The following is a 20,919-nucleotide window of genomic DNA, read 5'->3' on the forward strand; positions in this document are numbered from 1 at the left end:
ACTCAAGTCGGCGGCAACAGCGGACGCATCACCAGGCCGTAGCGCCCGCGGGTCACCGGCATCGCGAAATCGAAGCGGTCGACCTGCGCGCACAGCTCCAGGTCGGCGAGCGGCAGCGCCGGATCCGTGCCCGCAACGAAGCGCCGGCCGAAATCCGAATTGCGCACGCGCAGGGCCAGCGCTTCGCGGTCGATCGGCTCGCCCTGCAGGCCGGCGGCGAGGTAATCCGCACAGGCGATGTCCTCGTCGCCGTCGCGGTCGATCCATTCCCCGGTAGTGATCAGCGCGACCCGCTCCAGCGGGCCCGCCTGCAAGGCGCGCAGCGTGGCGCCCGCGCACACGAGGCTCGCCGCGAACAGGCGCGGCGCCGTGCGAAAACGCAGGAGCGCCTGCACGCCTGCGGCGGTCGACAGGATCACCGGCCGTTTCGCCAGGTCCAGCGGCTGCACGCGCGAGGGCGAGTTGCCCAGGTCGAAGCCGGGCATGGGGCGCCCGCCGGGCAAGGCCCCCACCGTCAGCGCATCGGGCAGGTGTTCGAGCAGGAGATCGGCTTCGCCTGCGGTCCCGACCGGATGGATTTCCGACGCGCCCGCCGCGAACGCGTAAGCTGCGGTGGAAAAGGAACGCAATACGTCGATCGCGACGACGGCATCGAAGTCGTGCGACGTCTGCACGAGGCGGTGCAGGCTGATGCGATGGATTTGCATGGTTCCATCATACGGCATGACGCAACCCGCGGAGAGTCCGACTCATGCTGCGCCCGAACGATTACCCGCGCTGTTGTCCAACTGCCCGCGCCCCCACTCAGCAGTATCAGCCCGACGCATGAGCAACCTGAAGATCCGCATCGCAGAACGCGCCGCCGACATCCCCCACGCAGCCTGGAGCGCATTCGCCGAACCGGGCCACCCCTTCCTGAACGGCGATTTCCTGCGCATCGTCGAGGAACAGGGGGTCGCCATCCCCGAGGCCGGCTGGCAGCCCCTGCACCTCGTCGCGAGCGAAGACGATGCGATCGTCGGCCTGCTGCCGCTCTACCTGAAGAGTCACTCGCACGGGGATTTCATCTACGACTGGAGCTGGAAAGCGGTGTGGGAACGCTTCGGCCACCGCTACTACCCGCGCCTGATCTCCGGTCTGCCCTACACGCCGGTCGGCGGGCCGCGACTGCTGGTCGCGCGCGATGCCGCAGACGGCGCCGCGGTGCGCAACGCGCTGATCGGAGTCGCGAAGGGCATCGTCGAGGAGAACGGCTTTTCCACCTGGCATGTCGCCCTCGCCTCGCCCGCGGACGTCGAGGCGCTGCAGACCGCCGGACTGCTCGTGAGCCACGACGTGCAGTACCACTGGTCGGACGCGGGTTTCGGCGACTTCGGCGGCTACCTGCAATCCTTCTCGGCCGAGAAGCGCCGCAAGGTGCGCGCCGAGCGGCGACGTGCGGCGGAATCCGGGCTGCGCATTGCCGTGCGCCACGGCGGCGAGATCGGCGCGCACGAGTGGCCGGCGCTGCATGCGCTTTACAAGTCGACCTTCGACCGCTTCGGCAACCATGCCGCCTTCGGCACCGAATGCTTCGCCGCCCTCGCCGCGACCCTCGGCGATCGCATGGTGGTGTTCACGGCCAATGACGGCAATGTGCCGGTCGCGGTGTCGCTGTGCTTTCGCAGCAACGACACGCTGTACGGCCGCTACTGGGGGGCAAGCCGGCACATCGACAGCCTGCATTTCGAGCTGTGCTTCTATCAGGGCATCGACTACTGCCTGCGCCACGGCCTGACCCGCTTCGAGCCCGGCGCGGGCGGCGAACACAAGATCTCGCGCGGCTTCACGCCGCAGGTCGTGTGTTCCGCGCACTGGATTCCGGATCCGGAGATGCGGCGCCTGATCGCCCCGCACCTCGAACGCCAGAAGGCCGGCGTCGCGGCCTGGCAGGATGACGCGCGCAGCCATCTGCCCTTCCGCAAGCCGGAAACCGGCATCGCCTGAAACCCGGACGGCGCGCCCTTCGCGCGCTGTGGCATGATCGGACGGATCATGACGACACACGCCACCATCTTCTACCACGCCGACTGCCTCGACGGTTTCGGCGCCGCCTATGCCGCGTGGCGCCACTACGGCGACGCCGCGCGCTACCTGCCCGTGCATTACGGAAACCGCTGGACGGTCGCCGACGTCGCCGACCGCGACGTGTTCATCCTCGACTTCTCGTTTCCGCGCGCAGAACTCGAACAGATGGCCGCGCACGCCCGCTCGGTGTGCCTGATCGACCACCACGCCAGCGCCCGCGCGGCCTGGGCCGACCTGCTGCGCGCAGATGGCAGCGGCAGCCGCGCCCGCTTCGATGATCCCGCCCGCAGGCTCACGGTGATCTTCGATCTGGAGCACTCCGGCGCTCGGCTCGCCTGGGAACATTTCCACCCCGAAAGCCCGGTCCCGGCTGCGCTCGCGCACATCGAGGACCAGGACATGTGGCGCTTTCGCCTTGCCGGCACGCGCCCGTTCTGCCGCGCCCTGCGCATGCGCGATTTCACCTTCGCGGCGTGGGATGCGATCGTGCGCGCCAGCGAGGATCCCGCCGCGCCCGCACACCGCGCGCTGCTCGACGAAGGCGAGGCCGTGGACCGCTTCCTCGCCATCGAAGTCGAGCGGCTCGCGTCGAGCGCGCTGGTGATGCCGGTCACCCTGCGGGCGACCGCTGCACCGGGCGAAGCGGCGTCCGCGTCCGATACGCCGGTTCGCGGCCTCGCGATCAATGCGAGCGCGGCCTTCGCCTCCGAACTCGGCGGGCGCCTCGCGGAACGCGCGCAGACCTTCGGCCTCGTGTGGCAGTTGTCCGGCGACGGTGCGGTCAAGGCGTCGCTGCGCGGCTGCAACGTCGTGAACGTCGCGCGCCTTGCCGAACACTACGGCGGGGGCGGCCATCCCAACGCGGCGGGATTCCGCATGCCCTTGCGGGACTTCATCGAGCACATCCTTTCGCCCCAACCGGACGAGCTGCGCTGAACGACCATTTGTGCCAAATTTGCCTATAATTAACGCCAGATGGCATTGATGGAGTCACCATGAGCACGACCGCTGCGGCACTTTCGCGTACCCCTTCGCTCTCGATCGAGTCCGTACTCGGTGGCCAGGGCGTGCTGCGCGCGGCACCGCGGACGGCGCTCGACTGGGTATCGGTGATCCGCCGCGGCATTTCCTCGGCGGCGGTCGATTCGGCAACCAAGACCCTGCACGTGACGCAGGCCGAACTCGCCGACGCCCTCGGGATTCCCGAGCGCACGCTCGCCCGGCGCAAGCGGGAAGGCACCCTCAACAGCGAAGAGTCGGCGAAGCTCGTGCGCCTCGCGCGCGTCGCCGAACGCGCCCAGGAGGTCTTCGAGGACGCGGACATCGCCATGCACTGGCTGAAGTCCCCCAACACCGCACTCGCGGGTGCGGTCCCCTTGTCGCTGATGGATACCGACATCGGCGCAGAGAGCGTGCTGGACACGCTCGGCCGCATCGAGCACGGCGTGTTCGCCTGATGCTGACCGTGTGGCGCCTGGTGACGGCGCGCTTCGCGGATTCCGCATTTTCGGGGGAAGGCGCGCGCCTGTACGGCGGACGCTGGAATCGCAAGGGCGTCCCGCTCGTCTATACGTCCGCGACGCAATCCCTCGCGATGCTCGAAATGCTCGTGCAGGACCAGCCACTGCGCGCCCGCTACGTGGCCATTCCGGCAACCGTGCCGACCGGCCTGCGCATCGACCGCATCACGCCCGACGAACTGCCCGGCGACTGGCGCAACCTCGAAGCGCGCGAACACCTGCAGACCCTGGGAAGCGACTGGGCGAAGGGAAACTCTGCCGCCGTGCTTGCAGTGCCGAGCGCGGTGATCCCGTCGGAAACGAACTACCTGCTCAACCCCCAGCACCCCGCCTTTGCGAGGATCGCCATCGGCGAGGCGCAGGATTTGGTCACAGACTTGCGGCTGACACGCAGCCCATAATCCGCCATGCTCCGAAGACGCCCGTACAGATAGACTCATAAAAATCCGAATCGGCGCAGTCCCGATCAATTACCTCAACGCAGTTACACCGCAATGCCCACCACACGCGAAGACGACAAGACCGGCGACGCCCTGAAGGCCCAGCGTTTCCAGATGCTGGAAGACATCGCCAGTGAACTGTCGCGCAAACTCATTTTCCCGACCTGCTTCGACCTCACCATTCGCCTGCGCGAACTGCTCGATGACCCGGACGTCCCGATCGAGAAGATCAGCGCCGCCGTCAGCCTCGACCCGCTGATCAGCAGCCGTCTGCTGAGCGTCGCCAATTCCGTGCTCAACCGGCGCGGCGGACCGCCCGTCAAGGATCTGCAAGGGGCGGTCATGCGCATCGGCACCAAATCGGTCCGTACCCTCGCGCTCGCGGTCGCGATGAAGCAGATCCTGCTTGGCAAGGGCCTCACCGATTTCGACGGCATTTCGAAGCGCCTCTGGGAGCATTCGGTCAGAAGTGCGGCCGCCTGCGCCGTCCTCGCGCAGAAATTCGGCCGCGTGACGCCCGACCAGGCAATGTTCGCCGGGCTCGTTCATGATCTCGGCGCAAGCTACATGCTGTACCGCGCCACGCAGTACGAGGAGCTGCGCGAACGGCCGGACACCGTGCGCCACCTCGTGTACCAGTGGCACGAGAGCATCGGCGAATCCCTGCTCTTCTCGCTCGGCATCCCCGAGGACATCGCCATCGCCACGCGCGACCACGACCATCCGCGCCCCGTGCCGGAATACCCGCGCAACCTCGCCGACATCATCTATATCGGCAACGTCATGGCGGGCGGCCATTTCGAGTGGATGAAGAAGGACTACGACGCCGCCGCGCAGGAACGCGCAAAACTCGGCGAAACCTATCTGGCGCTGACGGACGAGGTGGAGTCGATGGCGCAGGAGCTGCACGCCGCCCTCGACGGTTGAATCCGTGGAGCGTCCCCGAAAAGGGGACGTGCAGCGTAGCGATTCAGGAGCGGCGCGGAATTCCGAACAGCCGCAGGATGTCCTCGAAGACGCGCACGCTCTTGCGCGGATCGTAGCGCCTGAAGAGCATCTCCTGCTTCGCACGCTGCGCCGGCGGAAGCGCCTCGATGATCAGCTCGCGTTCCTGCTCGATATCCGTCCGCATCCGCTCGGTCACGAGAAAGAAGGAAATCGGCAGGAACAACCCGTCGTGGCGGCGCAGATGAAAGCGCGGATTGGCAGGAAGCACCTGCTCGGCAACGTGGCTTTTCATGATTTCCTCACCCCGCGAAAGACCTCCCTGCCTGTATAACGGTTCCGGAGGGCAGTTGCGGTGACAGAAATCAAATTCGGGGAAAAATAGCTTGGCCCGTGTGCCGGCCGGCACCTCAGAAGGTTCCCGGATCGCGTTCCTCAGTGCCGGATGCAGACCTTCCCGAAATGGCGGCCGCTGGCGAGGTACTGCATCGCTTCGCGCAACTGCTCGAACTCGAACACGCGATCCACGACCGGCCGCATGCCGTGGTGTGCAATCGCACGCGCCATCGCCCTGAAATCCTCGCCGCTGCCCACCGTGATGCCCTGCAGGCGCACGTGCCGTGTGACGATCATCCCCAAAGGCGCGTCCATCACCGACCCCGCCAGCACGCCGATCATGCTGATCGTGCCGCCGGGCCGTACCGCGCGCAGCGATTGCGGCAGCGTGCCCTGTCCGCCGACCTCCACGACGTGATCGACGCCGCTTCCGCCCGCCATGTCGCGGGCGACGCGACCCCATTCCGGCGTGGTCCGATAGTTGATGGTCTCGTCTGCTCCCATCGCCCGGACACGCGTAAGCTTCTCGTCGCTCGATGAGGTGCAGATCACCGTCGCGCCGAGCATCTTCGCGAACTGCAGGGCAAACAGCGATACGCCGCCCGTGCCCTGCACGAGCACCGTGTCGCCCGCCTTCACCCGCCCTTCCGTGACGAGCGCCCGCCATGCGGTGACTGCGGCCGTTGGCAAGGTCGCGGCCTCGACGTCGTCCAGGTGGGCGGGAACCGCTGCAACCTTGGACGCAGGAACGACCATGTACTCGGCCATCGTGCCGTCGATCTCGCACCCCAGGCTGTGCGCCAGATGCTCGGCGCTCGGCTCGCCCGCGGGCCAGCTCGAAAAGAACAGCGGACAGACGCGATCGCCGACCCGATACGAATCGACGCCCTCGCCGACCTGATCGATCCGCCCCACTCCATCGCACAGCATGATGAGCGGCAGTGCCTTCATCCGCGACCCGTAGCCGCGCCGCGGAACCAGCAGATCACGGTAGTTGAGTGCGGACGCGGTCATCTTCAGCCTGACCTCGCCCGGCCCGGCGGTCGGTTCCGGGCGTTCGCCAATCCGCAGGTTCTCGTCCGACCACGCTGTATCGACCTGGAAGACTCTCATGAACATTCACCCTCGCGATCCGGTTCCGGTAGGAGGCAATGCTAATCGATCGGACCGCGGGTCGGCAGGTAGCCCCGCCCGATCGACCGGCACCCTCCGCGACGCGGCGACCCATCGATCCCGCTTTGCTATGCTTGCCATGGCGGATGCCGAGCCCGCCCCCGACAAGTACAACGGAGCAGTCATGAGCGACACCACGTATACACCGCCCAAGGTCTGGAAATGGGAGGCCCCCAGCGGCGGCAAGTTCGCCAACATCAACCGTCCCGTCGCCGGCGCCACGCACGACAAGGCGCTGCCGATCGGCAAGCACCCGCTGCAGCTCTATTCGCTGGCAACGCCGAACGGCGTGAAGGTCACGATCATGCTTGAGGAGCTGCTCGCGCGCGGCTTCGCCGGAGCGGAATACGACGCCCACCTGATCCGCATCAACGACGGCGAACAGTTCGGCAGCGGCTTCGTCGCGATCAACCCCAACTCCAAGATCCCCGCCCTGCTCGACCGCAGCGTCACGCCGCCGCTCCGCGTGTTCGAGTCCGGCGCGATCCTGCTGTACCTCGCGGAAAAGTTCGGCGCCTTCCTGCCGCGCGAGCTCGCGGCGCGCACCGAATGCCTGTCGTGGCTCTTCTGGCAGATGGGCAGTGCCCCGTTTGTCGGCGGCGGCTTCGGCCATTTCTACGCTTACGCCCCGGAAAAGTACGAGTACCCGATCAACCGCTACGCGATGGAGGTCAAGCGGCAGCTGGACGTGCTGAATCGCCTGCTTGCCGAGCGCCCGTACATCGCCGGCGACGAGTACACCATCGCCGACATCGCGATCTGGCCGTGGTACGGCGGCCTCGTGCTGAACCAGGCGTACGACGCTGCCGAGTTCCTCGACGCCCAAACCTACGCGCACGTCCTGCGGTGGGCCCACGAGATCGCACGAAGACCGGCGGTGCAGCGCGGCCGCAAGGTGAACCGCACCTGGGGCGAACCGGCCGGGCAACTCCACGAGCGGCACGATGCCAGCGACTTCGAGCTGCGCACGCAGGACAAGCTCGCCCCGAATACCGGGAACTGAACCCGCACAAGAAGACGCGGGCGAGGCCGTCATCTTGACCTGTTTCCATATTTCCATAAATTTGGAAATATGGAAACGCTAAACGCCGCCGAACTTCTCGCTGCCCTCGGGCACGAATCCCGTCTTGCCATCTTCCGCCTATTGGTCGAAGCCGGCCCTGAAGGCATGAACGCCAGCGCCATCGGCGAGAACCTCGGACTCCCCGGCGCGACGCTTTCCTTTCATCTTTCGCACCTGACGTGCGTCGGTCTCATCAAGGGCGAGCGGGAAAGCCGGTTCATCCACTACTCGGCCGCGTACGAGACGATGGATGAGCTGATTGCCTTCCTGACGAGGAACTGCTGCCAGGGCAAGGCCTGCCTGCCCGCGGCCACGACCTGCGGCACGGTGCAGAAGCGTCGCCGCCCGACATCCAATCCGCAAGACTGAAAACCATGAACAAGCTCAAGACGGTCCTCGTGTTGTGCACCGGGAATTCCTGTCGCTCGCAGATGGGCGAAGCGATCCTCAATCACGACCTCGCCGGCCTCGTGCGGGGAATTTCCGCCGGCACCCGGCCGCAGGCGAAGGTAGCGGACGGCGCGATCGCAGCCCTGAAGCTGGCCGGCCTGCCGACCGAGGGGCTGTACCCGAAAGATGTTGCCGCCGTGATGGGCGATCCGATCGATCTGGTGGTGAGCGTCTGCGACAACGCGCAAGCGACCTGCCCAGTCTTCCCCGGCGCGGTCAAGCGCCTTCACGTCCCCTTCCATGACCCGCACGGCGAGCCGCTGGAGAGCTTCGTTGCGGTGCGCGACGACATCCGCGCCCGCCTGGTCCCGGCGGTTCGCCAGGCCCTGGGTCTGTGAGGAGCGCCGATATGTCCGCCCAATGTGAAGTCACTGCCAAGGCCGCGAGCGGCGTCCCGATGAGCGTCTTCGAACGCTTCCTGACCGTCTGGGTGTTTCTGTGCATCGTCACCGGCATCGTGGTCGGCCAGGTGGCACCCGGCCTGTTCCAGGCCATCGGTCGCATGGAGATCGCGCAGGTCAATATCCCGGTCGGCCTGCTCATCTGGGTCATGATCATCCCGATGCTGGTGAAGGTCGATTTCGGTGCGCTGCACGAGGTGAAGCAGCACGTCCGCGGCATCGGCGTGACGCTCTTCGTGAACTGGCTCGTGAAGCCCTTCTCGATGGCCTTCCTCGCGTGGTTCTTCGTGCGCAACCTGTTCGCGCCGATGCTGCCGGCCGACCAGCTCGACAGCTACATCGCCGGGCTCATTCTGCTGGCCGCCGCGCCCTGCACGGCGATGGTGTTCGTGTGGAGCCGGCTCTCCAACGGCGATCCGCTCTTCACCCTGTCCCAGGTCGCGCTCAACGACACCATCATGGTGTTCGCCTTCGCCCCCATCGTCGGCTTCCTGCTGGGCATCTCGGCCATCACGGTGCCCTGGGGCACGCTGATCACCTCGGTGGTGCTCTACATCGTCATCCCCGTCATCCTAGCCCAATTGTGGCGCCGCTCCCTGCTCGCAAAGGGACAGGCCGCCTTCGACGCGGCAATGGCGAAGGTCGGGCCGTGGTCGATTTCGGCGCTACTGGCGACCCTGGTGCTGCTCTTCGCGTTTCAGGGCGAGGCGATCCTGAAGCAGCCCCTCGTGATCGGCCTGCTCGCCGTGCCCATCCTGATCCAGGTGTTCTTCAACTCGGCGCTCGCCTACTGGCTGAATCGTGCCGTGGGCGAGAAGCACGATGTCGCGTGCCCGTCGGCGCTGATCGGTGCCTCCAACTTCTTCGAACTGGCCGTGGCGGCGGCGATCAGCCTCTTCGGCTTCGAGTCCGGCGCGGCATTGGCGACGGTGGTTGGCGTCCTGATCGAGGTGCCGGTGATGTTGCTGGTGGTCAGGATCGTGAACGCTTCGAAGGTTTGGTATCAACGGGCCTGAGCTTCAGTGGGGGGACGTCCTGGGGCGTTGTCAGGTTGCGCGGTTTGGCCGGCAGGGACTAGGGTGTGTATATCGGAATGAAGGGAGACACGTCATGCGCACCAACATCGTCATCGACGACAAGCTCATGAACGACACGCTCCGCGTAACCGGCTTGAAGACCAAGCGTGAAGCGGTTGAACTCGCCCTCACGACGCTGCTTCGCCTTCGGCAGCAGGAAGAGATCCGCCGGTTTCGTGGCAAGCTCGACTGGCAAGGCGATCTCGACGCGATGAGGCCCGACAAATGATCCTGGTCGATTCAGTGTCTGGATCGACTACTTCCGCGGAACGGTGACCTCGCAGGCTGAAAAGCTGGACTCGCTGCTTGGAACAGAGCCCATTGTTACAGGCGATTTGATTCTGACTGAGGTACTGCAAGGCTTTGCAAGCGAGCGTGACTTCAACCAGGCCAGAACGCTTATGACCTCGCTGGTAATTGTTGAACTGGGTGGGCAAGAAATTGCCATTCAAGCGGCCAGAAATTTTCGTTCGTTGCGGTCGTTGGGTGTAACGGTACGGAAGACCATTGATACTGTGATTGCTACCCGCTGCATTGAAAGCGGGATGGCATTGCTGTACAGCGACAGGGATTTTGATCCGTTTGTAGAGCACCTGGGCCTCCAGTCAGCGCTCACCGCGACCTGAACGCAGGAATTCAGCGGACTGTTAAAGAGTACCGCGTTCATGGGCCTCCGCGGGGGGTATCTTGTCTCACGCATTTCCCAGTTCCAGTCGGTGAGGCGGCTATGTTGTGCCGTAAGAAAAGGTCCACGAAAACCCGTTAGGTTGCTATCGTAATTTTTACTAGCCAAAAATAGGCCGCGTCGGCCTATCACGATATTGGCCGATTCCGTCTACACAACTTTTGGGCGACATGGACACACTTTCCGTAGCCACCGGCGCCTGGTACGAAACCAAGGAGGTGATAGCCGCCTTTGTCGGCGCTACGCTTGCCTTTGCTCTCATTGTTCTCTACGACTGGCTTAAGTCACGGAGACGTCGCCGCGCTCACTTCGCAGCATTGCGCGCAGAAATTGAACACTGTCGAACATTGGCGCAGACCTACCTCACCGACGGCATACCGGCGCCGTTATATCGCCTCCCGACCATTGCGTATGCGCATTCTCTACCTGCGTTGTTAGCGGATGGCGGCCTCAACGAGGCGCACACACGGGACTTGCTTGCGTTCTTTAACCACGTCGAGACCTTTAATCGGGGGCTCGACCAAAGCGAGGCCGCCAGACGCATTCTCGACAGCGCCGAGCGTGATGCCAAGCTTTCAGAGGAATTTTCACGCAATCACTTGAAAGCAGAGAAGCTTATTCCTCTCCGCTCGCAATCCAACAGCCTGTACGACGCTGCGGCATCTGTGGTCAACTCACGGCTACGCTGTTATCGACTCTAGCCAGTATCATGCACTTCCTCATTATCGAGCGGACGGAAAATCGGTCATGGCTTGGTTACTCGGCATCGCTGTTCTGGTCCTACTTGTTGTTTCTTCAGGGTTCAGAAAATTCGCACTGGGCCTAGTCGCCCTTACTGTGGCCGGGGGCGGCCTTCTCTATATCCAAAGCGAACTCGAACAGAGTCGTTCCCTCTCCCGTATCGCAATCTCGGAACTCGCTTTTGAGAATGTGGCCCTGAAACCTGAGTACAGCGGATACAAGTTGTCGGGCCGCATTATGAACAATTCGACGAACTACACCCTCAAGCAGGTCAAACTTGTGGTGACCATGCAAGACTGCACTGGCGCGACAGGTTCGCAGAATTGCATCACCATTGGAGAGAGCAGTGAGTATCTGTATCTAGGTATCCCCCCCGTCCAAGCCCGCGACTTTGAAGAGCCCGTTTACTTCGCCGGGAGGGGGCTCAACCCGAAAGGTCATTTGCAGTGGAGCTATTCTGTTTCAGAGATAAGGGGAGAGTAATGTCGCCCAACCCAGCGGAATATCGACGAGTAACAACACACGGGGGCGGCGAACTTACGAACATAGAATTCAGTTTGGGGATTGAAGATTGGAATCGATTCTTGTTGGACTGATTTCAGTAATTGGTGGGATTGTTGGTGCTTTTGTTGGCATTCTTGTGCTTTCGTTTCTAGAGCCTTTCGCCGGACGGGTTCCTTTGCTTCCAAAGTCACCGCATATTCTATATGATTGTATCTTGAGCGGCTTCGCCATTCTCTTTGCTCTCACTGCTGCGTCGCTAGCGCGATCATGGCTGTGAACGCTTTGAAAAAAGCGAGCAGGAGAAATTGAGGAAGAAAACGGGGCAGGCTCAATTAATTCATGTCCCATCGGCTTTCGCCACATTGGCGGTCGGTCACATAAAAGGTTTGGCATCTTAGAGTCGGAGGTTGATCGTGCATACATCAACAAGTCATGAGCCATGCTTTCTTTGTGGGAGCAATGCCGAGCGGAGCGAGAAGCTATGGGAGCAGGGGGCGCTCTATAGGTGCTCGAACAGCGCATGTGGCAATTACTTCCTCTCTGACATGGCGAGATCCGAGATCGTGAGGGGGGCCATCGATCGGAAGCCCCTATCCGACGAGGCATGCAGAGCGAAGGCAATGGGCCAATATCTTTGCATTCGGTTTGATGCAGGCTCAGGCACCATCAATCCTGAGATCGCACAAAAATGTTAGTGGCCCAACCAGTGCTTGCAGCGGACCCGTCAAAATGCTGCGCATTTTCACGTCCACTGAAGGCTGTCGTTATCCGCTCACACAAAAGGAATTTTCAATGAAAGAAAGAATTAACCTCGGAAAGACTCAACCGCAACTATATCAAGCAGTTATCAACCTTGATAAGCTGGCTTCCCAAGCCATTGCATCTAGCGGGATAGCCGAAGGATTTTCACATCTCATACGGCTCCGCGCATCGCAGATTAACCAGTGCGCTTTTTGTGTCCGGCTACATACCCGTGATGCGTTGGCCAGTGGCGAATCCAGTGACCGTATCAGTGTTCTGCCCGCATGGCGAGAAACCGGATACTTTACGGAGAAAGAACGTGCTGCACTGGCATTGGTGGAGGCCATTACGCTGGTCGCGGACGGGCAAGTGCCGGATTCCGTCTATGAGCAAGCCGCGGCGACACTTTCCAGGGAAGAAATCGCGGCGATCGAATGGCTTTCCATCGTCATCAATACCTGGAACCGAATTGCCATCGCCAGTCGTTATCCGGTCGCTGCCTGACTGAGGGCTAATCTATCGGCCCTCCCCCTTCGCGGATTTGCCAGTTTGGGAATCACCCCGGTCAAAAACAGCAGCGGCAGGCCAATTTGTCCAGGATGCGGTGATCGTCGCCGAGCTTGCAGAGTGATTCGAAATGGCGATCGAGGTCCTCGAACAGGATGTACCCGAGGGAAAACTCGTCCGGCCGCCGGAACATGGGGCGCTTCAACTGCTCGATGATTTCCCTTTCCCGCATGGCCGGTGCCACGAGGTAGAGATGCTCTTCCTTGCCGGGGATGGAGAGCGCCATGTCGGTCAGCCGCAGTATGCCGGAATAGATGGAGGTGCTTTTCTCGACCTCGAAGGCGGCGGCGATTTGCGCTTTCCCCTTGTACAGCCAAAGGACATCGATCAGCTCTGCCGTCGCATGCACCTCCGGGGGGAGTCCCAGGTCCGGGAGCCCTTCCAGACTGTGGTATCCGAGCATGCGGCCCTGGTATTGAGCGCTACGATCGTTGCGTGCGACGAGGATGTCATACCCGAGTGCGCGCCCGAGTTCGGATAGCTGGTACTGCACCTTGGTGTGGAGGCGTTCTTCCGCGAGATCCTGCTCGACCTGTGTGTGGCGTTTGCGGCGAAGCTGTTCGAGCTTTTCCTGCGCGGCAATCAGGGTTCCCTGCCCGCTGGCGTCGGGTGCGAGCCGCCCTACCCCGATCTCGAACAACATTCCGCTGAATGCGCCGAGATCCCTGGAGAGTGTGCCCAGCGTCGAATTGGCCTGAATGATCGTCTCGCGCATTTCCAGATAGCTCTCCCAGGAGCCCAGTTTTTTTTTGGCCTGGAAAAGTGCGTTGAAGCCGTTGAGCATTGCCGTGTTGAAGGGCGGAAACAGCTCGGGATGGAGAAAGTAGAGGATGTTGGCGACCGCCGGCCCGAGTCCCTTGATACCGCGGCCGGCGAGCTTCAGGACCTCCTTCTCCAGGGCCCCTACGTCGGTGGTCTTGAGGCAGGCATGCAGGAATTCGCCGAAAGCCTGCTTGTTGGCGTCGTTCTCGTAGATGTCCGGGATGCGAAGCTTGGGTTTCCAGTAGAAGGGATGCGCGGCGCCTTCGAACACCTGCTTCTGCTCGGCGATGCAGCTCAGCACGAACTCCAGCGATGAGCCTTTGAAGTCGTTCGGAAAACGGTGCTGCCGGATGTCCTCGACGACCGCGCCGACGCCGCGGCGGATGCTGCGGAACGCCTTGAGGCGATCCTCGCTGCTGACAAACCACGTGTTGTAAACCGATTCGCGGTCGCTCTTGTAGGCCTGGGCGATGGGCTGGAGTGTCTGTTTCATGACAGGGAATTATGGGAGAGCCCTGCCGCTTTTTCCAGTCACGGCACGCGGGCGCCGTGCGTTCCCGGTGATGCCGCTACTTGATCGCCCCCACGGTGAAGCCCGCGACGAAGCGGTCGACGAACAGGTTGAAGACGATGGCGATCGGGACGCTGACGATGAGGCAGGCGCCCATCATCGAGCCCCAGAAGTAGACGTCGCCGCGCACGAGGAAGGTCGGTACGCCGACGCTGACGGTGTATTGCGACGAGCTGGTGATGAAGGTCAGCGCGTAGACGAATTCCTGCAGCACCAGGGTGAAGGCGAAGATTACCGCGGTCAGGATCCCGGCCGAGCAGTTCGGCACCACGACCTTGAGGAAGGCGCCGAAGCGGGAGTAGCCGTCCATCATCGCGGCTTCCTCGATGTCGCGCGGGATGGCCTTGAAGAAGCCCATCAGCAGCCAGGTGCAGAACGGCACGGTGAAGCTCGGATAGACCAGCACCAGCGACCACAGCGAGTCCTGCAGCCCGAGCGACGCGATGATGCGCGAGAAGGGAATGAACAGGATGGTCGGCGGGATGAGGTAGGTGAGGAAGATGCCGATCGCCATCTGTTGGCCCCAGCGCCCGGCGAGGCGTGCCAGTGCGTAGCCGGCCGGGACGGCGAGCAGCAGCGTGATCGCGACGACCGAGACGCCGACCAGCGTGGTGTTCCCGAGCCAGCGGACGAATTGCGTATCGACGACCAGCACGCGCAGGTGTTCGAGCGTGGGCGGATGGTTGAAGAGGAAGGGGTTGTTCGCGGTGGCGAGGAGGTCGTTGGTCTCCTTGAAGGTCGTGATCAGCATCCAGTAGAACGGGAAGGCCGAGAAGGCGACGAAGGCGGCGAGCAGGCCGAAATGCCCGCCGCGCGCGGCCCAGCGTTTGATGGTGATGGCGGATGTGCTCATCTCAGGTGACCTCCGCGCGCCGCGCCAGCGTCAGGAACAGGATGGCGACGGCGACCAGCACCGGGAACAGGAACAGCGCGATCGCGGCGCCGCCCGCGAGGTCGCCGCCCTGGATGCCGGTGAAGAACGCGAGGCTGGCGATCACCTGCGTGGTGTCGTAGGGGCCGCCGCGGGTCAGCACGTAGATGACGATCATGTCGGTGAAGGTGAACACGATGCCGAAGAGCAGCGCGACGAGCATGATCGGCATGACCAGCGGGATGTTGATGAGGAACAGGTGGCGCCAGAAGCCTGCGCCGTCCATCGCCGCCGCATCGTGGATGTCCTGCGGGATGGAGCACAGGCCCCCGAGGATGATGACCGTCGCGAGCGGCAGCAGGCGCCAGACGTTCACCATGATCACCGAGGCCATCGCGAGGTCCGGCTGGCCCAGCCAGATCGGCCATGCGTTCGGGGCCAGCAGGCCCAGGCCCCGCGCCATCCAGTTGATGATGCTGTAGACCGGGTCGAAGATCCACAGCCAGCCGATGCTGCCGAGCGAGATCGGCGCGACCCACGGCAGCAGGATCAGGAAGCGCACCAGCCACTTGCCGCGGAAGTCGCGGTACAGCGCCATCGCGAGGATCTTGCCGAGCACGACGACGAAGGCCTGCGAGACCAGCGTGAACACCACGGCGTTGCGCAGCGATTGCCAGAAGGTCGCGTTCTCCAGTGCGAGGCGGAAGTTGTCGAGGCCGACGAAGTGCAAGGTGCGCGTGCCCACCGTGGCATCGCTGACGCTGTAGTAGAGGCCGATCGCGAACGGGAAGCCGACCAGCAGGACGATGTAGAGGATCGCCGGCGCGAGCAGCAGCCGCCCGAGCCAGCGCTCGTCGTCGAGGAGCGTCGGGCCGTGCCGGGCGGCGGGCGCGCGCATCTCAATTCACCCGCCGGCCGCTGGCGCGGTCGAAATGGCGCAGGTCGCGCTCGCGGACGGCGAACTCGTGGCGTTCGCCCGTGGACACCGGCAGTTCCGGGCCGGCCGGCAGGCGTGCGATGACGCGGCTCGGGGGCAGCGGCGGCGCCAGGGTGCCGTACACCAGGCGGTCGGCGCCCAGGTATTCGACCCGTCCGACGTCGAGGGTGAAGCGGCGCACGGGCTCGTCCGCCGGCAGCGCCTCGATCGGCATGAACTGCTCGGGGCGGAATCCGGTGATGATGTCGTCCGTTTCGACGAGGTTCATCGGCGGCGAGCCGATGAAGGTGGCGACGAAGGTGTCGGCCGGATCGGCGTAGATTTCGCGTGGCGTGCCGAGATGGTGGATGCGGCCGTGATCGAGCACGGCGATGCGGTCGCCCAGACCCATCGCCTCGATCTGGTCGTGCGTGACGTAGATCGTGGTGGTGCCGAGGCGCCTCTGGAACTGCTGCAGCTCGTCGCGCGCGGCGCTGCGCAGCTGGGCGTCGAGGTTGGAGAGCGGCTCGTCGAGGAGGAAGACCACCGGCTCGCGCACGACGGCCCGGGCAAGGGCCACGCGCTGGCGTTCGCCGCCGGAGAGCTGGCGCGGCTTGCGCTTGAGGAGCCGTTCGATGGAAAACATCGCCGCCGCCCGCTGCACGCGCTCGGCGGCTTCCGCGCCGCGCATGCCGTGCGCCTTGAGCGGAAAGGCGATGTTGTCCGCGACCGTGAGGTGCGGGTACAGCGCATAGCTCTGGAACACCATCGCCATGTTGCGCTCGCGCGGCGGCAGCGGCGTCACGACGCGCCCGTCGATCAGCACGTCGCCCGACGACGGCGTCTCCAGCCCGGCGATCATCCGCAGCAGCGTCGTCTTGCCGCAGCCGGACGGGCCCAGCAGGACCAGGAACTCGCCCTCGCGCACCGGCAGGTCGATGCCGTCCACCGCGGCCACGCCGTCGAAGCGCTTGCGCAGCGCCCGGGTTTCTACCGTCGCCATGGCGGCGGTCCGCCTAGACCAGACCCTTCGCGCGCCACTTCTGGACGATGCGCTTGCACTGCGCTTCCGCCTCCTTGATGGCGTTCTCCGGCGTGTCGGCGCCGCTCGCGGCCTTCGCGAACATCGTGTTGATGACCCAGGTGTTGAAGATCTCGTCGATCGCGGCGTTGGCGTAGCCGGGGTAGCCGACGTTGGTCGCCCAGTCGAGCACATCGCCGAGGACCTTGTACTTGTCGGCCGGCCTGGCCTTGCTGTCCTTGGCGATCTGTTGTTGCAGGTCCGGCACCGTCGCGGCGAAGCACGGGAAGTTGTAGAACTCGCTCGCCATGAAGCCGGTGTGGAAGTTGTCGATGTAGTCGATCAGGAACTTCTTCGCGCCTTCGATGTTCGCGGCGAATTTCCAGATGACGTAGCAGTCCATCACGTGTTCGAGGCCGATCCGCCGCACCGGACCGGCCGCCGCCTTGGCGAGCCAGATGTTGTCGGTGCCCGGGATGTTCTTGTTCTCGCCTTCGCGCGTGATCGAGATCGCGTTGAGCGCCAGGGAGACCTGCCCGGCGAGCATCGCGCGGTTGTTCGACGACGCGTCCCACGCCATCACCTGCGGCGTCATCGCCTCCTGGTACAGCGCCCGCGCGAACTTCACCGCTTCGAGCGTGTTCTTCGAGTTGAGCACGATGTTGCCCTGCTCGTCCTGCTCCGATCCGCCGAAGGAGAACAGCAGCGCGCGCACCGCCATCGCGGTGTCGAGCTCGGCGGACAGGCCGACGCCTACCGGGATGTTGTGCTTCTCCTTGATCTTGCGCCCGCCGACACGGATGTCGTCCCAAGTGCTCGGCGTCATGCCGACGTCGTCCCACAGGTCCTTGCGGTAATTCACCGGGTCCGGCACGTAGCTGTCGGAGAAGGCGAAGTACTTCTTCGTCTTCGGGTTGAAGGTGCTGCGCACCGCGAGGTCGACCGGCTTGCCGTGCTTGCGGATGCACTCGTCGTAGATCTCGCGGTGGTCGATGACCTGCTCCTCGTAGGCCGGCGGCGGCGAAAGGAACATGAAGAGGTCGTGCCCCTGCTGCGCCGAGACTTCCGCCGCGGCACGGGTGGCCAGCGCGGGAATGCCGACGTGGTCGACGATCACCTCGGTGTCGTTCTTCGCGCCCCACTCCTTCACGTAGGTGCCGTCGAACCACTTGTCGTAGCCGGGCACGAAGTGGTTCCACTGCAGGATCTTGAGCGTTTTCGCGGCCGCGGATGCGCGCCGCGGCATGATGAAGGGCGACAGCGCCGCTGCCGCACCGATCGCGCCGGCCGCTTCGATGAAACGGCGACGGCTGACGCCGTCGGATGAATCCTGAATGGGAGTCCGACGTTCCCTGGCGGGCATTTTCGTGGCCACGGCTGTCTCCTCGAACGCTTTATTCGACATCCGACAAGACGCGCCACCGAATCCGCATCACCCGGAATGGGCGACCGCGCCGCAGTCGGCATTTTGTAACGGTTCGAGTACCGCGACGCCGGGAAGTTTCCGCGATGGTTTTGCAGGAATGGAAATCGCGTTCGTGTTGCGGGCGCGCCCCCGCAGGGGCGGCGCCTCGCAGATCCGGCAGGAGCCGCCTAGATCTTGTTCACGAAGGTGCGCGCATGGTAGAGCGGGATCAGGCTCAGCGCGAAAATGACGATCAATGCGAGCGTGTCCGCTCCCGGATATCCCCAGAATTGCGACATGGTGCGTCTCCTCATCGTGCGGTGGAAAAAGCTCAAAGCAGCCCCGTGTCGGCCATCCGCTGGCGGCCGAAATCGCTCAGGGCGAAGCGGAAGCGCATCTTGTCGCCATACGCGTCGAAGCGTTCCTCGAGGCTCTTCACCAGCCCTCCGGAATAGAGGTCGGTGAGGATGACACGTACCGTCCCGTGCCAATAGGCGCCGTCCTTGCCGTATTCCGCACAGACCGCGGTGGCGATTTCGTTGTCCCAGATGCCCTCGGCCTGGGCGATGAGCTGAAGGATGTAGCCTTTGATGTGAACCCTTGCCATCTGTCGTCTCCTCGCGTGGATTGCTTGCGTGATCACAGGGCGCGCACGACTTCGAGCACGTCGCTCTTTTCGGTGTACATCAGGAAGGCGCCGGCCACGACCAGGACGAGGCCGACCAGGAAGTTCCAGGCGGGAAACTGCAGGGTGAAGACGGCCAGGAAGACCACCGCGAAGGCGCCGTAGAGGGCGGCGATCGCCTGGCCCCGCCCGACGCCGATCAGGGGGAAGGACTTGTACCACGACACGTAGCAGAAACCGAAGGTGATGCCGGCGAGCAGCAGCCACGTGATTGCCTTGAGATTGAGCGCACCGAGGATCAGGTGGATGACGTCGACGTCGCCGAACAGGGCCAGCGCGGGCAATACCAGGCATGACCAGTAGAAGACTTCGGCGGCGAAACGGACGGTGATGCCGCAGTCCGGGTCGGTGACGTCGAGCGCCCTCCCCGCCAGCGCCCCTTCGATGCCCCAACCGAGCGCGGCCATGGCGCCGCCGAGATAGCCGAGCCACGACACCTTGTTCGCCGAGGCGCTGGACAACTCGCCGAGGATGCCCGGGGCGTAGATGGCGACCCCGCCTCCGACGATCACCAGGATGCCGAACGCGGCGCGCATGGTGATCTTTTCGTTGTACCAGGCGCGTGCAATCGCGGCCCCGACGATGGGATAGAGCAAGCCGGAAATCGCGGCAAACACCGCGCCGATATAGCCCATCGCGAGGAAGGAGCCGAAGATCGCCATCGGCCCGCCGAAGATCGCGGCCGCGAAGTACCACTTGGAGATCTTGCGCACCCGCGTCGCGGTCCTGACGAAGTCGCCGAACTTCTCCAGCACGATCAGCCAGACAAAGAGGAAGATCAGCACGGCGAAAGCGTTGAAGGTGGTGATGACCGCGGCTGCGGTCAGGAATTGCCGCGTATCGTTCATGTCCATCGCGACGAACGGCTGTTCCTGCCAGATCGCCGCCCCGGGCACGTACCACGCCCCCCAAAGCACCGCACACCACAGCGCCCAGATGAAACCCCAGCGGATGCTCCGGGCGCGAAAGGCGGCCTTCGCATAGATTGCCGACGTCATGATTCCTCCTTGTTGTTTGATGTACCCCGAACCGGCGGCACGTTGGCCTTCGTCTCCGTCCGCCCCCGCGACGTGCGGCGGGAACGTGTGACGGAATTATTGGAAGGCCCGGAGGGCGCGGCAATGCTCAAAAGGGGCATACCCACAAGTAGGCATGGCGTGGGCGTGCTTGATGCAGAAATGAAAAACGGCGGCGGCGCAGGACGCGCAAGCCGCCGCCGGGTGTCGCGCCGGTCAGGAGGCCGGGCGCAGGGGGGCGTCCTCGCACTGGTGCCGCCAGACCACGGCTTCCAGGCGGGAGTGGAGGTTGAGCTTGTACAGCACGTGCTTGACGTGCACCTTGACCGTGCCGACGCTGATCCCCAGTTGGCGTGCGATGGTCTTGTTGCACATGCCTTCGGCGAGGAAATCGAGCACTTCCACCTCGCGTGCCGTGAGGTTGGCCTCGGTCGTCGGCATCGGCTGCCTGGTGGTTACCGCCTCGACCAGGCTGCCGGTGACCGCCTCGCTCAGCACCGCGGCGCCGCTGAGCGCCTTCTTCAGCGAAATGCAGAGGTCGTCCGGCTCCATGTCCTTGAGCAGGTAGCCGTGGGCGCCGGCCCGCAGTGCGGCAACCACGTCGCGGTGATTGTCGGACACCGTGAGCATGATGAAGCGGGCTTCGACACCGCGCTCGCGCAGCAGTGTGAGGGTGTCGATACCGTTCATGCCCGGCATGTTGAGGTCGACGAGAATGACGTCCGGCTTGAGCCGTTCTGCCATCTCCACCCCCGCGACGCCGGAACCGACCTCGCCGACGACGCGGAAGTCGGATTCCATCTCGATCAACTGCGCAATGCCTTTACGGAAAAGCGCATGGTCGTCCACGATCAGGACGGTGTGACTTGTCTCCATCACTTGGTCTCCAATTGTCATTGTCGTCGCCTGTGCCGGCGACTTTGTTGGTGCCCGGCGATGGTACTCCCTCTTCGCCGCTCTGTC

General features: G+C 63.9%; 25 protein-coding genes. 14 read left to right on the plus strand and 11 right to left on the minus strand.

Annotation, left to right across the window (positions count from 1 at the left end; genetic code table 11):
• Positions 1–2: 2 nt before the first annotated feature.
• Positions 3–707: a 2-phosphosulfolactate phosphatase gene (locus GPA22_RS03770; protein ID WP_169254762.1), complete on the minus strand. Its 705-nt coding sequence runs from the start codon at positions 705–707 to the stop codon at positions 3–5.
• 118 nt (positions 708–825) lie between these two features.
• Between GPA22_RS03770 and GPA22_RS03775 the strand changes: the two genes are divergently transcribed.
• The 5 genes from GPA22_RS03775 to GPA22_RS03795 all read left to right on the plus strand — a co-directional run bounded on the left by GPA22_RS03775 (position 826) and on the right by GPA22_RS03795 (position 4,954).
• A complete protein-coding gene (locus GPA22_RS03775; protein WP_169254763.1) occupies positions 826–1,986 on the plus strand; it encodes a GNAT family N-acetyltransferase in 1,161 nt (386 codons plus the stop codon).
• Positions 1,987–2,034: 48 nt separating this feature from the next.
• Positions 2,035–3,003, plus strand: coding sequence for a DHH family phosphoesterase (locus GPA22_RS03780; RefSeq protein ID WP_169254764.1), 969 nt, complete (start codon positions 2,035–2,037; stop codon positions 3,001–3,003).
• Between the two features lie 59 nt (positions 3,004–3,062).
• The gene (gene parS / locus GPA22_RS03785) at positions 3,063–3,524 is read left to right on the plus strand and encodes a type II RES/Xre toxin-antitoxin system antitoxin (RefSeq protein WP_169254765.1); all 462 of its coding nucleotides are present in this window, start codon (positions 3,063–3,065) and stop codon (positions 3,522–3,524) included.
• Complete coding sequence (locus GPA22_RS03790) at positions 3,524–3,988, plus strand: RES family NAD+ phosphorylase (RefSeq protein WP_169254766.1); 465 nt, start codon at positions 3,524–3,526, stop codon at positions 3,986–3,988. The genes parS and GPA22_RS03790 overlap by 1 nt, the downstream gene beginning before the upstream one ends.
• 93 nt (positions 3,989–4,081) lie before the next feature.
• Positions 4,082–4,954: an HDOD domain-containing protein gene (locus GPA22_RS03795; RefSeq protein WP_169254767.1), complete on the plus strand. Its 873-nt coding sequence runs from the start codon at positions 4,082–4,084 to the stop codon at positions 4,952–4,954.
• A 43-nt stretch (positions 4,955–4,997) separates the two neighbouring features.
• Here the strand turns inward: GPA22_RS03795 and GPA22_RS03800 are convergent, their stop codons facing one another.
• Positions 4,998–5,267: a hypothetical protein gene (locus GPA22_RS03800; RefSeq protein ID WP_169254768.1), complete on the minus strand. Its 270-nt coding sequence runs from the start codon at positions 5,265–5,267 to the stop codon at positions 4,998–5,000.
• 140 nt (positions 5,268–5,407) lie between these two features.
• Positions 5,408–6,427 carry a zinc-dependent alcohol dehydrogenase family protein gene (locus tag GPA22_RS03805; protein WP_246264041.1) on the minus strand — a complete coding sequence of 340 codons (1,020 nt, stop codon included), beginning with the start codon at positions 6,425–6,427 and terminating at the stop codon, positions 5,408–5,410.
• 178 nt (positions 6,428–6,605) lie between these two features.
• On the opposite strand from GPA22_RS03805, the gene yghU reads away from it, so the two are divergent.
• The 9 genes from yghU (at position 6,606) to GPA22_RS03850 (ending at position 12,646) form a co-directional block, all read left to right on the plus strand.
• Positions 6,606–7,484, plus strand: coding sequence for a glutathione-dependent disulfide-bond oxidoreductase (gene yghU, locus GPA22_RS03810; protein ID WP_169254769.1), 879 nt, complete (start codon positions 6,606–6,608; stop codon positions 7,482–7,484).
• Positions 7,485–7,553: 69 nt separating this feature from the next.
• Entirely contained in the window at positions 7,554–7,913 is a 360-nt protein-coding gene (locus GPA22_RS03815) for an ArsR/SmtB family transcription factor (RefSeq protein ID WP_169254770.1), read from the plus strand.
• 5 nt (positions 7,914–7,918) lie between these two features.
• A complete protein-coding gene (locus GPA22_RS03820) occupies positions 7,919–8,332 on the plus strand; it encodes an arsenate reductase ArsC (RefSeq protein WP_169254771.1) in 414 nt (137 codons plus the stop codon).
• 11 nt (positions 8,333–8,343) lie between these two features.
• Positions 8,344–9,411 carry an ACR3 family arsenite efflux transporter gene (arsB, locus tag GPA22_RS03825; protein WP_211168909.1) on the plus strand — a complete coding sequence of 356 codons (1,068 nt, stop codon included), beginning with the start codon at positions 8,344–8,346 and terminating at the stop codon, positions 9,409–9,411.
• A gap of 94 nt (positions 9,412–9,505) precedes the next feature.
• Positions 9,506–9,700: a type II toxin-antitoxin system VapB family antitoxin gene (locus tag GPA22_RS03830; protein ID WP_169254772.1), complete on the plus strand. Its 195-nt coding sequence runs from the start codon at positions 9,506–9,508 to the stop codon at positions 9,698–9,700.
• Positions 9,701–9,743: 43 nt separating this feature from the next.
• Complete coding sequence (gene vapC / locus GPA22_RS03835; RefSeq protein ID WP_343035941.1) at positions 9,744–10,097, plus strand: type II toxin-antitoxin system VapC family toxin; 354 nt, start codon at positions 9,744–9,746, stop codon at positions 10,095–10,097.
• 229 nt (positions 10,098–10,326) lie between these two features.
• The gene (locus tag GPA22_RS03840) at positions 10,327–10,857 is read left to right on the plus strand and encodes a hypothetical protein (RefSeq protein ID WP_169254773.1); all 531 of its coding nucleotides are present in this window, start codon (positions 10,327–10,329) and stop codon (positions 10,855–10,857) included.
• 46 nt (positions 10,858–10,903) lie between these two features.
• On the plus strand, positions 10,904–11,380 hold the full coding sequence (locus GPA22_RS03845; RefSeq protein ID WP_169254774.1) for a hypothetical protein: 477 nt from the start codon (positions 10,904–10,906) through the stop codon (positions 11,378–11,380).
• Between the two features lie 750 nt (positions 11,381–12,130).
• Positions 12,131–12,646 (plus strand): carboxymuconolactone decarboxylase family protein, encoded by a 516-nt coding sequence (locus GPA22_RS03850; protein ID WP_211168910.1) that lies wholly within the window; start codon positions 12,131–12,133, stop codon positions 12,644–12,646.
• Between the two features lie 61 nt (positions 12,647–12,707).
• Here GPA22_RS03850 and GPA22_RS03855 read toward each other — a convergent pair whose 3' ends face one another.
• The 8 genes from GPA22_RS03855 to narL form a co-directional block, all read right to left on the minus strand.
• A complete protein-coding gene (locus GPA22_RS03855) occupies positions 12,708–13,964 on the minus strand; it encodes a hypothetical protein (RefSeq protein WP_169254775.1) in 1,257 nt (418 codons plus the stop codon).
• 76 nt (positions 13,965–14,040) lie between these two features.
• On the minus strand, positions 14,041–14,895 hold the full coding sequence (locus GPA22_RS03860) for a carbohydrate ABC transporter permease (RefSeq protein WP_169254776.1): 855 nt from the start codon (positions 14,893–14,895) through the stop codon (positions 14,041–14,043).
• 1 nt (position 14,896) lies between these two features.
• Positions 14,897–15,811, minus strand: coding sequence for a carbohydrate ABC transporter permease (locus GPA22_RS03865; protein WP_169254777.1), 915 nt, complete (start codon positions 15,809–15,811; stop codon positions 14,897–14,899).
• A 1-nt stretch (position 15,812) separates the two neighbouring features.
• Positions 15,813–16,832 carry an ABC transporter ATP-binding protein gene (locus tag GPA22_RS03870; RefSeq protein WP_169254778.1) on the minus strand — a complete coding sequence of 340 codons (1,020 nt, stop codon included), beginning with the start codon at positions 16,830–16,832 and terminating at the stop codon, positions 15,813–15,815.
• Between the two features lie 13 nt (positions 16,833–16,845).
• Positions 16,846–18,225 carry an ABC transporter substrate-binding protein gene (locus tag GPA22_RS03875; protein WP_211168911.1) on the minus strand — a complete coding sequence of 460 codons (1,380 nt, stop codon included), beginning with the start codon at positions 18,223–18,225 and terminating at the stop codon, positions 16,846–16,848.
• Positions 18,226–18,586: 361 nt separating this feature from the next.
• Positions 18,587–18,862, minus strand: a complete 276-nt coding sequence (locus GPA22_RS03880; RefSeq protein ID WP_169254779.1) for a hypothetical protein — start codon at positions 18,860–18,862, stop codon at positions 18,587–18,589.
• Positions 18,863–18,894: 32 nt separating this feature from the next.
• On the minus strand, positions 18,895–19,938 hold the full coding sequence (locus GPA22_RS03885; RefSeq protein WP_169254780.1) for a DMT family transporter: 1,044 nt from the start codon (positions 19,936–19,938) through the stop codon (positions 18,895–18,897).
• A gap of 234 nt (positions 19,939–20,172) precedes the next feature.
• Positions 20,173–20,832, minus strand: coding sequence for a two-component system response regulator NarL (gene narL / locus GPA22_RS03890; RefSeq protein ID WP_169254781.1), 660 nt, complete (start codon positions 20,830–20,832; stop codon positions 20,173–20,175).
• Positions 20,833–20,919: the final 87 nt, after the last annotated feature.

Source organism: Aromatoleum toluvorans, assembly GCF_012910905.1.
Lineage (GTDB): Bacteria > Pseudomonadota > Gammaproteobacteria > Burkholderiales > Rhodocyclaceae > Aromatoleum > Aromatoleum toluvorans.

What these genes read in the sequence shown, in the direction of transcription:
- GPA22_RS03850 (WP_211168910.1), top strand. Translation starts at nt 12,131, where the DNA reads ATGCTGCGCATTTTCACGTCCACTGAAGGCTGTCGTTATCCGCTCACA.
- yghU (WP_169254769.1), top strand. Translation starts at nt 6,606, where the DNA reads ATGAGCGACACCACGTATACACCGCCCAAGGTCTGGAAATGGGAGGCC.
- GPA22_RS03805 (WP_246264041.1), bottom strand. Translation starts at nt 6,427, where the DNA reads ATGTTCATGAGAGTCTTCCAGGTCGATACAGCGTGGTCGGACGAGAAC.
- GPA22_RS03815 (WP_169254770.1), top strand. Translation starts at nt 7,554, where the DNA reads ATGGAAACGCTAAACGCCGCCGAACTTCTCGCTGCCCTCGGGCACGAA.
- GPA22_RS03830 (WP_169254772.1), top strand. Translation starts at nt 9,506, where the DNA reads ATGCGCACCAACATCGTCATCGACGACAAGCTCATGAACGACACGCTC.
- GPA22_RS03770 (WP_169254762.1), bottom strand. Translation starts at nt 707, where the DNA reads ATGCAAATCCATCGCATCAGCCTGCACCGCCTCGTGCAGACGTCGCAC.
- GPA22_RS03865 (WP_169254777.1), bottom strand. Translation starts at nt 15,811, where the DNA reads ATGCGCGCGCCCGCCGCCCGGCACGGCCCGACGCTCCTCGACGACGAG.
- GPA22_RS03845 (WP_169254774.1), top strand. Translation starts at nt 10,904, where the DNA reads ATGGCTTGGTTACTCGGCATCGCTGTTCTGGTCCTACTTGTTGTTTCT.
- GPA22_RS03855 (WP_169254775.1), bottom strand. Translation starts at nt 13,964, where the DNA reads ATGAAACAGACACTCCAGCCCATCGCCCAGGCCTACAAGAGCGACCGC.
- GPA22_RS03795 (WP_169254767.1), top strand. Translation starts at nt 4,082, where the DNA reads ATGCCCACCACACGCGAAGACGACAAGACCGGCGACGCCCTGAAGGCC.
- GPA22_RS03880 (WP_169254779.1), bottom strand. Translation starts at nt 18,862, where the DNA reads ATGGCAAGGGTTCACATCAAAGGCTACATCCTTCAGCTCATCGCCCAG.
- narL (WP_169254781.1), bottom strand. Translation starts at nt 20,832, where the DNA reads ATGGAGACAAGTCACACCGTCCTGATCGTGGACGACCATGCGCTTTTC.
- GPA22_RS03860 (WP_169254776.1), bottom strand. Translation starts at nt 14,895, where the DNA reads ATGAGCACATCCGCCATCACCATCAAACGCTGGGCCGCGCGCGGCGGG.
- GPA22_RS03775 (WP_169254763.1), top strand. Translation starts at nt 826, where the DNA reads ATGAGCAACCTGAAGATCCGCATCGCAGAACGCGCCGCCGACATCCCC.
- GPA22_RS03780 (WP_169254764.1), top strand. Translation starts at nt 2,035, where the DNA reads ATGACGACACACGCCACCATCTTCTACCACGCCGACTGCCTCGACGGT.
- parS (WP_169254765.1), top strand. Translation starts at nt 3,063, where the DNA reads ATGAGCACGACCGCTGCGGCACTTTCGCGTACCCCTTCGCTCTCGATC.
- arsB (WP_211168909.1), top strand. Translation starts at nt 8,344, where the DNA reads ATGTCCGCCCAATGTGAAGTCACTGCCAAGGCCGCGAGCGGCGTCCCG.
- GPA22_RS03870 (WP_169254778.1), bottom strand. Translation starts at nt 16,832, where the DNA reads ATGGCGACGGTAGAAACCCGGGCGCTGCGCAAGCGCTTCGACGGCGTG.
- GPA22_RS03790 (WP_169254766.1), top strand. Translation starts at nt 3,524, where the DNA reads ATGCTGACCGTGTGGCGCCTGGTGACGGCGCGCTTCGCGGATTCCGCA.
- GPA22_RS03840 (WP_169254773.1), top strand. Translation starts at nt 10,327, where the DNA reads ATGGACACACTTTCCGTAGCCACCGGCGCCTGGTACGAAACCAAGGAG.
- GPA22_RS03820 (WP_169254771.1), top strand. Translation starts at nt 7,919, where the DNA reads ATGAACAAGCTCAAGACGGTCCTCGTGTTGTGCACCGGGAATTCCTGT.
- GPA22_RS03885 (WP_169254780.1), bottom strand. Translation starts at nt 19,938, where the DNA reads ATGACGTCGGCAATCTATGCGAAGGCCGCCTTTCGCGCCCGGAGCATC.
- GPA22_RS03800 (WP_169254768.1), bottom strand. Translation starts at nt 5,267, where the DNA reads ATGAAAAGCCACGTTGCCGAGCAGGTGCTTCCTGCCAATCCGCGCTTT.